The organism is Staphylococcus sp. LCT-H4 (genome assembly GCF_001866145.1).
GTDB classification, from domain to species: Bacteria; Bacillota; Bacilli; order Staphylococcales; family Staphylococcaceae; genus Staphylococcus; species Staphylococcus succinus.
Window position 1 is genome coordinate 722,956 of the sequence record NZ_MODY01000001.1, and the last position, 11,441, is coordinate 734,396.

Annotated in this window: 11 protein-coding genes; 8 read left to right on the top strand and 3 right to left on the bottom strand. The window is 33.0% G+C overall.

The genetic code is table 11. From position 1 onward, the window contains the following. Window positions 1-391 precede the first annotated feature (391 nt). The 7 genes from ccrA (at window position 392) to BK821_RS13590 (ending at window position 6,365) form a co-directional block, all read left to right on the top strand. A complete protein-coding gene (ccrA, locus tag BK821_RS03320) occupies window positions 392-1,741 on the top strand; it encodes a cassette chromosome recombinase CcrA (protein WP_071331187.1) in 1,350 nt (449 codons plus the stop codon). A 21-nt stretch (window positions 1,742-1,762) separates the two neighbouring features. Further along, entirely contained in the window at window positions 1,763-3,391 is a 1,629-nt protein-coding gene (gene ccrB, locus BK821_RS03325; protein WP_071331188.1) for a cassette chromosome recombinase CcrB, read from the top strand. Between the two features lie 473 nt (window positions 3,392-3,864). After that, complete coding sequence (locus tag BK821_RS03330; RefSeq protein WP_011302037.1) at window positions 3,865-4,203, top strand: SAUGI family uracil-DNA glycosylase inhibitor; 339 nt, start codon at window positions 3,865-3,867, stop codon at window positions 4,201-4,203. Between the two features lie 95 nt (window positions 4,204-4,298). Further along, window positions 4,299-4,610 (top strand): DUF960 family protein, encoded by a 312-nt coding sequence (locus BK821_RS03335; protein ID WP_011302036.1) that lies wholly within the window; start codon window positions 4,299-4,301, stop codon window positions 4,608-4,610. A gap of 13 nt (window positions 4,611-4,623) precedes the next feature. Continuing rightward, complete coding sequence (locus BK821_RS03340) at window positions 4,624-5,130, top strand: DUF1643 domain-containing protein (RefSeq protein ID WP_071331189.1); 507 nt, start codon at window positions 4,624-4,626, stop codon at window positions 5,128-5,130. Between the two features lie 94 nt (window positions 5,131-5,224). Next, entirely contained in the window at window positions 5,225-5,878 is a 654-nt protein-coding gene (locus BK821_RS03345; RefSeq protein ID WP_071331190.1) for a hypothetical protein, read from the top strand. A gap of 19 nt (window positions 5,879-5,897) precedes the next feature. Then, a complete protein-coding gene (locus tag BK821_RS13590; protein WP_232136788.1) occupies window positions 5,898-6,365 on the top strand; it encodes a hypothetical protein in 468 nt (155 codons plus the stop codon). A gap of 619 nt (window positions 6,366-6,984) precedes the next feature. Here BK821_RS13590 and BK821_RS03360 read toward each other — a convergent pair. After that, window positions 6,985-8,193, bottom strand: coding sequence for an FAD-dependent oxidoreductase (locus BK821_RS03360; protein WP_071331191.1), 1,209 nt, complete (start codon window positions 8,191-8,193; stop codon window positions 6,985-6,987). Between the two features lie 164 nt (window positions 8,194-8,357). On the opposite strand from BK821_RS03360, the gene BK821_RS03365 reads away from it, so the two are divergent. Beyond that, window positions 8,358-8,975 (top strand): TetR/AcrR family transcriptional regulator, encoded by a 618-nt coding sequence (locus tag BK821_RS03365; RefSeq protein ID WP_071331192.1) that lies wholly within the window; start codon window positions 8,358-8,360, stop codon window positions 8,973-8,975. Window positions 8,976-9,078: 103 nt separating this feature from the next. On the opposite strand, the gene rlmH is transcribed toward BK821_RS03365, so the two are convergent. Next, window positions 9,079-9,558: a 23S rRNA (pseudouridine(1915)-N(3))-methyltransferase RlmH gene (gene rlmH, locus BK821_RS03370; RefSeq protein WP_071331193.1), complete on the bottom strand. Its 480-nt coding sequence runs from the start codon at window positions 9,556-9,558 to the stop codon at window positions 9,079-9,081. A 737-nt stretch (window positions 9,559-10,295) separates the two neighbouring features. Beyond that, complete coding sequence (locus BK821_RS03375) at window positions 10,296-11,096, bottom strand: MBL fold metallo-hydrolase (RefSeq protein WP_101117797.1); 801 nt, start codon at window positions 11,094-11,096, stop codon at window positions 10,296-10,298. Between the last annotated feature and the right edge of the window lie 345 nt (window positions 11,097-11,441).

An 11,441-nucleotide genomic window follows, 5' to 3' on the forward strand; every position in this document is an offset into this window, starting at 1 on the left:
GAGCATATTGTAAAGAACATGGTTATAAAATCACAAAAGATTATAACGACGATAACCAATTAATAAATGATATTAAACTGAAGCACGTCAAACCTAAACATATTGTCTTTTGGGGCATTTATGAAGATTATCCTAAATTGGTCAGACTCTGCTCAACACGAGGTATCGAACTCATTCCAACGTTTCCAATATTGGTATAACACTTTTACTACTATCAAAGTTAATTGGGAGGAATAATATGGACGAATTAATCACATTACTCGCTGATTTAGTGATTGAAGAAATCAATCACGCTGATGACTAATAATAACGCCCAACACCTGATTGGTGTTGGGCTTATGTGTAAATTCATTCATAAATATATATTATCACTGTGGAAGGAGGAAACAGGATGAAACAAGCAATGGGTTACTTACGTCAAAGTACAACAAAACAACAATCACTTCCGGCACAGAAACAAGCCATCAAGACATTAGCTGAAAAACACAATATTCAACACATCACATTTTATAGCGATAAGCAATCAGGACGCACTGATAAGCGAAACGGTTACCAGCAAATTACTGAACTGATTCAACAAGGACAATGTGACGTACTATGTTGCTATCGTCTGAATCGACTTCATCGTAATCTAAAAAATGCATTAAAACTCATGAAATTGTGCCAAAAATATCATGTTCATATCTTAAGTTTTCATGATGGCTATTTTGATATGGATAAAGCATTCGATCGGCTTAAACTTAATATTTTCATCAGCGTGGCCGAATTAGAATCTGATAATATTGGCGAACAAGTAAGCAACGGGATAAAAGAAAAAGCGCGTCAGGGTAAATTGATAACTACACACGCCCCCTTTGGTTATCACTACAAACGTGGTACATTCACGATAAATAAGAATGAATCACCAACGGTAATTGCCGTATTCAATTACTATCTTCAAGGTAATGGCTATAAAAAAATTACACAGTTCTTAGAAGAAGATAACAAACTACTCAACCGGAAACCTTATCAAGTACGTAATATTATTATGAATCCCAATTACTGTGGTCGTGTTATCAATAAATATGGACAATATGACAACATGTTTCCGTCTATTGTTTCTACAAATATGTACGAACAAGCGCAAGCTCTACGATCGCAAAAACAAATCAAACGAACACCTTCAGACAATCAACTCAAACAAAAAATCAAATGCCCTTATTGCGGGTCAACCCTTACCAATATGACAATTAGAAAAAAGAACCATGCATTACGTTACTATGTCTGTTCTCGAAATATGAATGCATCTCATTTTGTCTGTGAATTCAAAGGGATTAATGCGCCAAAACTAGAAACTCAAGTCTTAACTACATGTCAGGACTTCTTTCAAAATCAACAACTTTATTTAAAAATCAACGATGTAATTCCAAAACGGATCAAAAAACAAAGGGCCCTAGAAACTAGGAGCACACTTACACAAGAACAATTGATAGATAAATTAGCTAAAGGAGCCATCGATGCAGAAACGTTCAGAAAACAATCTCAATCGTTACTTCAACAATCAAAACCAACACTATCAATAAATGAGCAACAAATTCAAAGATCATTTGAAAATGTAATTCAACAACGCTTCACGTTAAACATGTTATACCCATATATTGATGAAATTCATATTTCTAAAAACAAAAGCCTTGTGGGAATCTATTTCAAAAATGAACCGCTAAACATTGTAAACCAAGCTACGCAATCATCGATTGCTTAATTAATGAAAGGATGAAAAAATATGAAAGAAATGAAAAGAAAATCTGTAGGATGTTATGTTAGAGTTTCAACAATTTCTCAAGACATTGATAAATTTAGTATTAATGGTCAAATTACACAAATAAAGGAATATTGCCAATTTCACGGATATGAAGTTTTTGATATTTACGCTGACCGTGGTGTTTCAGGAAAAACAATGAATCGCCCTGAGTTACAACGCATGTTAAAAGATGCTAAAGAAGGTAAATTGGATTGTGTTATGATTTATAAAACAAGTCGTTTAGCGCGTAACACATCTGACTTGTTAACGATTGTTGAAGGATTACACAAGCAAAATGTTGAATTCTTTAGCTTGTCCGAAAACATGAAATTCGACTCAAATAGCGGAAAATTACTCTTGCAGATTTTAGCTTCCTTCTCAGAATTCGAAAGGAATAACATCGCAGAAGGAGCGTATATGGGACAATTGAGAAGATCCCAAGAAGGCTATTATCAGGGCAATTTACCGTTAGCTTATGATAAAATACCTGACAGTAAACATGAACTCATGATTAATCAACATGAAGCCAATATTGTGAAGTATATCTTTGAATCTTACGCTAAAGGTCATGGGTATCGTAAAATTGCCAATGCACTCAATCATAAAGGTTATGTCACTAAGAAGGGTAATCCATTTAGTATTTCAGCTGTTACTTATATTCTCTCAAACCCATTCTATATTGGTAAAATTCAATTCGCGAAATACAAAGATTGGAATGATAAACGTCGTAAAGGCTTGAATGATAAACCAGTAATCGCCGAAGGCAAACACACCCCTATTATTAGCCAATCATTATGGGATAAAGTCCAAGCACGTAAAAAACAAGTAAGTGAAAAACCACAAGTCCATGGTAAAGGAACCAATATTTTAACTGGATTAATTTCGTGTCCCCAATGTTCTGCACCTATGGCTGCGAGTAACACCACAAACACACTTAAAGATGGCACTAAAAAACGTATTCGTTACTATTCGTGTAGTAATTTTCGAAATAAAGGCTCAAAGGTATGTTCTGCGAATAGTGTTAGAGCCGATGTCATTGAAAAATATGTTATGGACCAAATACTTGAAATAGTCAAAAGTAATAAAGTTCTCAAACAAGTTGTCGAACGTGTTAATCAAGAAAATCAAGTCGATGTAGCTGCACTTAACCATGATATTGCTTATAAACAACAACAATTTGATGAAATTAACACTAAACTTAAAAATCTAATTCAAACCATCGAAGACAATCCAGACTTAGCATCTACGCTCAAACCAACCATTCATCAATATGAAACACAACTGAATGATATCACAAACCAAATGAATCAACTCAAGCAGCAACAAAATCAAGAGAAACCATCTTATGATACGAAACAAATCGCTCTCCTATTACAACGAATATTTCAAAACATAGAATCCATGGATAAATCACAACTCAAAGCATTATACCTTACGGTCATTGATCGTATCGATATTCGTAAAGATGGGAATCATAAAAAGCAATTCTATGTCACACTCAAGCTCAATAATGAGATTATTAAACAACTTTTCAATAATACTCCACTCGACGAAGTGCTCCTCAGCACTTCGTCTTTATTTTTGCCTCAAACAATCTTTCTTCAAATCTAATATCTATGTATTGTCCTTTCGTCATTCAATAACACCTATCTAATAAACATCTTCAGCAACCTAAGCAGTCATAACTCAATGTGAAGCTTATATTGATATGACGAAAGAACATCCCAAAATAAAATGTAAGTGGGATAGTAACGGGATTGGCTAACTTCATGTAGGAGAAGGATTACGCAAGCGTAATCCCAAAATCCCGTTATTATTTATAAATAAATAATATAAAAAGAAAAAGTAAATCATAACCACACCTACAAATCCAAACTATATATAAATATATAGCTATATTTCCCGACAAATGAGCGGGATAACGGTATTTCCTTGTCATACCAACAATTGTGATGACTTTCGATTGGGATACTTTCTATATTTCGGTGGGATTTCTAAGCGAAACAAATGGTATTTCAAACTTATATTATCAATAAGATGTATCACATACATACATCCATCAAATACATTAGGAGGTCATAATAATGACACTAGAACAACAACTCAAGCACTATATAACCAACTTATTCAATCTGCCAAAGGACGAAGTGTGGCACTGCGAATCTATCGAGGAAATCGCTGATGATATCTTACCCAATCAATATGTAAGACTTGGCCCACTCAGTAATAAAATACTTCAAACTAATACCTACTACTCTGACACACTTCACGAAAGTAATATCTATCCTTTCATTCTCTACTATCAGAAACAACTCATAGCCATCGGTTATATCGACGAAAATCACGATATGGATTTCTTATACCTACACAACACTATCATGCCTCTTTTGGATCAACGATACTTACTAACAGGAGGACAATAATATGCATAAATACATCAAAATTACACAATTAGTCATTACAATACTAAGTGAAATCATCATTTGGATGAAAGAGTCAGAACGAAAGGAAGTCTCTTATGAATAGATATATCACCCGGGGTATCGCCAACAACTTACCTAATATCTTACAACACCAATTATGGCAACTCGTATCTGAGCGAGAACAAGAACAAACCAAAGATAATACCTTAGTAGATTATTTTCATATATTCCAGTTCAATACACATCGCAATCAATTATATATCAAACACAAACAAGAACGACCAGCGTATGTGAAAACTCAAAAGGCAAATATCAATCAACCTATCAATATCAATAAGGTCTACATTATCCGTGAAGATGATGTAGACCTTTCTTATTACATTATGTTATTACCAAATGAATATTAAGGAGATAAAATCAATGGAAAATATCACAAATACACTTGTCACTACTGCAATATTTGACGAAAAGAGAACTCACCGCTACTTACTAACAAAGACATGGGACAGTGAAAAACAAACACTTACAATCATCACGATGTATCCGCACTATGATGGCATTCTCAATATTGACCTAACAACCCAACTCATTATGAACAAAGTGTCAGAAATGGATGAATTTGGGTCAATCAATTTTGTGAATCTATACTCTAATATTACAACCCCTATAAATCTCAAACATTTAGAAGAAAATGCCTATGATAAGCATACAGATATTCAAATTATGAAAGCTGTGAAAGAATCAGATGTAGTAATATTAGCTTGGGGTGCTTACGCTAAAAAACCCGTTGTTGAAGCACGCGTCAATGAAGTATTGGAAATGTTGAAACTACATAAGAAGAAAGTGAAACAACTCATGAACCCAGCAACCAATGAAATCATGCATCCACTTAATCCGAAAGCAAGAAAGAAATGGACATATAAATAATATTTATTAATAATTCAAACTATTTTTTAAAAATAATAGTAGAAAAGTATGGCAATATAATAATATAAATTAAATATAGAATGGAGATAGGAATTTGAAGAAAATTTTAGCTAGTATAGCTGTTATTGCGCTTGTCGCGATTTTGGGAGTTGCAGTTCTATTTGCATACGGTAGTTATAAAGATTTAGAACTAAAAAAAGAAGAAGCTAAGCTAGAGGATAAGAAGAATAAGAAAGTTGATAATAGCAAAACTTCAGAAAATGAAAATCAAAGCCAAATTAATAACCAAACAAATCAAGCATCAACAGAAAAAATACAACAAGATAATGGTGCAGGTGAAGCAAGTAATGAAAAAGCAAAAATCCTCGAGGATGCTTATGATGTCAATAGTGATGAAGCCCAAATTTTATCAGATGAAATTGATAAAGCTGATACAGATGGAGATGGGGTTGTTACAACAAAAGAAATGACCCCTGCTTTACAGCAATTTGCAGAAGAAGGAAAATTCCAACCAGCTGGTGGAGGTCCAACTCCTCCAGAGGACATTGAAGAAGAGGGGCAGCCCAAATACACAGCTGAAGATGCTAAAAACATGTCAGATGATGAATTTTTAGACGCATATAAAGAAGGTATGACTGAGGAAGAAGCTTCTGCTGTGGATGAAGCTGCAGAAGGATCTGGTGATTATATTGGTTTTTTAAGAGGACAGGTTGAAGCTCGTGCAAATGGTCAAGGTGGTAATTATTAAATTTAAGGATGAATAGATTATGAAAAAATTATTAAGCACAATAACAATAATTGCTATTTTAGGCATATTAGCAGCTGTTGGTTTTTTTGGATACAACAAATATCAGGAAGTAGAGTTAGAAAAAAATAAATTACAAGCTCAACAAAAAGAAAACGAAGAAAGTAATTCTCAAACTACTAGTGAAACATCTAATAATGAAAATCAATCGAATCAAAGTCAAAATAATAGTCAAGATCAATCTACAACAGAAGAAGATACAAATGATGAACAACAAGTAACTAGAGATAATGTTTTTGATTACGCTATAGCTGCGGTGAATGAAGTTAGGGATGCTGATTTATTAAAATTTCAAGAACCAGAATACAATCGTTCAGAATGGACGATTAATGCAAATAATAAATCAGGAGCAGGCGCTAACACAATCTTAGTTAAAGATGATGGAACTGTTCAAATTTGGAACGGACCTAAAACATCTATCGACCATTAAACTAAAATAGAATTATAAGCAAAAATTAATAACTGCCTTAAAAATGTCTAATTATGATACATCTCAATAAACTGTACAGTTACCTTAACTACTATATTTAAATTAAAATCCAACAACTGAGAAATGGGAAATCTTGGCGAATAATAAAAGTAGTAGAGGGAATTATGTATTTAAAGTAACGCCTAATGGGATGTTGAATTTTATAATAGTACAGGGCAAGATATGAGATAAAGTGTACCGGTTGATACGTTAGCATATGATAGATAGGATATTCTCACTAGATAGTGAGAATGTCCTATTTTTAAGTTATTTTTTTATTTTTTACATACTTAGCAATAAGAATTACTATTGATTAAAGATTGGACCTAGGATCAATCTTTAATATTCAATCAATTTCTTTTCATTTATAAACTATCTCTATAACTCTGTGACAAGGTACGATACTACAATAAACAATAGATTTTAACAATTACTAAAGCAACTGTCCTAACTGAATTTAGTTTTTGAATGTCTTGTATAATATCACTACTTGATGCAGTTTAAAATAGCCGCTTATTCAATTCAAATCCATACAAAAGCATATGAACTCAACATTCTTAGTTTCATATGCTTTTTATTATTAATCTATCTCAATGTCTTCTGCAGGTAATTCTATTTGATTAAACATACTTTCTCCACCTTTAGAAGATGTTCTAACATCTGACATACCTCTCGTAATTGCATTTGTTTCATATGATCTCAAAGCATCCTCTAGTTTTTTATTTCCTAATTTGTAGTCAATAAATGCTTGGGTTAATTTGTATGCATCGTAAAGTGCAGCATTACCTCCGATACCAATTGGTGTCATTGGATGTAAGGCGTCTCCTAACAGTAAGATGTTTGTTGTTTCTTTCCAAGATTTGTAAGGAACAACATTTCTAATGTGGTACATGCCTGTAGACTCTGCCGATGCAAAATCTAACATTTTTGCTATTTGTGGATGCCAATGTGATGTTTTTGTTTTAGCTAAATCTAGTAATTCAGACCCACTTAAATTAAATAACGTCTCATCTGAATTATCGAACCATGTTTTATGTCCTGCGAAAACTACGTATAAATAGTCTTGTTGGGGCGTGATATGAACATTTGGTGCAATGTTTTGCGAATGTTGTTCTAACGGTTGATTAAATTTCATATCTTCTAATAAAAGCATAGCCGGTGCATTTTCATCTGACATACCACGCATTCCTATTCCAGTTAATGCACTCAAACTTTCTCTTCGCTGTTCATCCAAATACACTTTAGTATAAAGTGCTCGCCCATCGGTATCCATTACTGATATTTCGGGTTTATACTGTTTTCTTACTCGAGAATTCGCTCCATCTGCTCCGATTAATATATCTGTAATGTGACTTTCTCCATTTTCAAACCATATTTTAATTTTTCCGTTTTCAAGTTTTTCGTAACTTTTAAAAGTGTAACCATATTCTATTTGTCCATCTAGTTCACCTAATAATACTTCTCTAAAGGTAAATCTATTTACTGATTGATTTTCTTCAACTTGATCATCTTTATTTGAACTTTTTAATGTATATGCATCCAAAAAGAATGGATGTAGTGGGCTTTTCACTGATGTTTTGATGTAAAGTTCATATAAATGTTCTGGTAAGCAGAATTTTAAAGCTTCCGTACCATGCTGATTAATTTTTATACGATAACCTGTTTGTTTCATACTATTGCGTTCTTGACGTTCAAAAACTGTAACATCGATATTATGTTTTTTTAAACCTTGTGCTAAGGCAAGACCGCCTAATCCACTGCCAATGATTGAAATTTCTAAATTTTCCATAATTATAACCACTCCAAAATATTTATCCGATTTTATTTGTAACAACGTAACATAAATAATGTAACGCCGTTACAATAAACTGTCAAACTTTATCAATTACAATTTAACTTATATTCTTCTTTCAGTTAAAATAGAGATAATATGTATTTAGGAGTTGCTATATAATGAACAAAGAATCTAAAAAAGCTCAAATTATTGATATTTCATGGGATTTATTGCAAAAAGAAGGTATTGATGGATTTTCTATGCGTAAACTATCAGCAGCCTCAAACACTACCATTTCTTCACTCTATCATTATTACAAAAATAAGGAGTCCATATTTCAAGCAATGGTGGATAAAGCCTTGGCTGAAGTTGTTTTTCCAGTTAATGCCAATGGTGTTGATGATAAATTAAAGCAATATGCTTACAACATCTTAAGCACTTTAAAAAAATATCCAAACTTGGAATGGCTACTCCTTGTTTATCCACCAACCCAAGTAAATTATACAAAATTACTAGATAACTTATTAATGATTGTAGATGGACTGGATATCAAGCGTGAACAAAAATTGTATTATATAAATATCTTTATTAACTTCATTCTTACATTTCAAATCGACCGTCAAATTCAAATCGACGATCAAGCAAAAAATAATCGCCATAATGAATCAAGCTGGAATCATTCAATTGCTCCGTATTTAAATTACTACTATAAGAATAATATTATTGAAAAGTTAAGTGAGGAAGAAGTCTTTGATTTTGGAATTTCTTTACTAATCAACGGGCTAAAAACTAAGTAGTCAACTTAATTAGTCCCGTTGAGTCAACTTAACAGGACTAATACAAATATGCTAAACAATTACCTCATTTTTTAATACATTTAAATAAACTAAAAAAACCGCATCATTTATGATATGCTTCTCCTCGCATAATCTTAAATGCACGGTAGATCTGCTCTATCAACACGACGCGCATCATTTGGTGTGGGAAGGTCATTTTACTGAAGGATAATGCATAATCGCTACGGTCTAGCACATCTTTATGTAAGCCGTTGGATCCACCGATAATAAAGGTGAAGTCACTTTGTCCTCTAGTCATGCGTCCTTCCAGTTCTTTAGCTAATCCTTCTGAAGTCAACATATGCCCTTTAATTTCTAAAGTAATGACTGTGGATTGTGGTTTTACTTTTGCTAATAAACGTTGTCCTTCTTTGTCCTTAACTTGTTCAACCTCTTTGTCACTCATATTTTCTGGTGCCTTTTCATCTGGTACTTCAATTATTTCAATTTTGGAGTATGCACCTAGTCTCTTTTCATATTCTGCAATTGCTTGTTTCCAGTACTTTTCTTTTAATTTACCTACTGTGAGTATTGTAATTTTCATTATGAGCCTCCATGTTTATAAATGTAATAAGTTATTATAGTTATCCACAAGTTATCAACTTATTCACACTGTTCCCTCTTATTATAACAAGATTGTATACTAAAAATTAATATAAATTACGCTTTATTCACAAAAATTCAGTAATATGTCATCTTTTTGTGGATAACTCTGTGTATAATGTGGGTATTTACCTGTGAATTGTGCACATCTCTGGATAACCGTGCACAAAAACGTGGATAACTTGAAGGTCGTCTTACATACTTATTCACAAATTTTACATTCTTTTTACAATTATATGCTTATAACGCTTGAAAATCCTCAAGTTATCCACTGCTTATTATTTATCCACTAACTGTATATTCCGTTTCTAAATTAAGACCTCGGTTTGTATACCTAATAAAATTTCCACTATTCTCTTTTTTGTAGCTCACAATCAACCTTTAAATACACTAGCGTATGCTTCATGATGAATTATAGACTGGATAAATTAAATGATTTATATGTTTACAACCGCTCACTACATTTGCACAATACACACGATCCAATACATATTTATAAGTCCGCCTAACATCGCCTTCAAAAGCTCTAATCTTGGTATTATAGTTATCGCTGGTTCTGGCCTGCTGAATGTAATACATTAAACGCCCACACACATGCCCAAGTGCTACGTTAATTTTCGATATAATATTGCTGTTATGACATTAAAAGACGCTGTACCTCAAAGAGGTAAAGCGTCTTTATAAAGTATATATAGGTGTTGCTTTGGCTTTGTCTGTATCACACAGCAATATGTCACGTTCTGTATCGATATCGTGTTCGTTTAGGACTTGTCCCACACTCATGCGAGCAAGATCTTTCATGTTGTTATCTTGTGATAGATGCGACAGGTAAATGCGTTTAGTGCTACCTGTGATGACGTCTGTCATTGCGTGTGCTGCATCTTCATTGGAAACGTGGCCCATATCACTCAAGATACGTTGTTTGGTTTTCCACGGATAAGCACACATGCGTAACATATCCACATCGTGATTACTTTCAAATATAAAAGCATCACTACCTTGAATCATACCTTTCATGCGATCTGAAACGTAGCCTGTGTCTGTAATAATTGTGAATTTCTTATAGTTATTATGGAAAATATAGAATTGAGGATCAATCGCATCATGCGATACATTAAATGATTCTATATCAAATCCAGCTATAGATTTCGTATCATATGGATTGAAAATGAACTTTTGATCCATTGGAATCTTACTATCTTTCTTTTCAATAGCTGTCCATGTTTTCTCATTGGCATAAATCGGTAAGCCGTATTTACGTGCTAACACACCTAAACCTTTAATATGATCAGAATGTTCATGTGTGACTAATATACCGTTTAAATCTTTAATTTGTTTATCAATCTGTCCGAATAGTTCTTCCATTTTCTTACCTGTCAAACCTGCGTCGACAAGTATACTTCCTTTATCACTTTCCACATAAGTGGCATTTCCAGTACTACCACTCGCCAATACACTCATTCGTATCAAGCGATTCACCCTTTCTAATCTATAAACACTGTTTAGCCCAAATGGCTATGGGGCAGACTTCGGTTTATGTGCCTTCAATATGCCCTCTGTCTAATTTATTATTTTATATAAAGTCTGTGCTTCAATATTATGCAATGATTGCTCTTCCATAAATTTCTATAAGCACGTTTTAAAATATCACTTATATTATACTATATCGAATCATTTCTCACTTCTTCAATTACTCTGTTTAACAGTATTTAATTTTAACATACTTCATAACTAATTCATCTGATTAAATATGAGAAATATCTCTAAGTGACTTTATATTGACCACAAAATAAAGATTCATCTCCTAATACAACAGGAAACAAA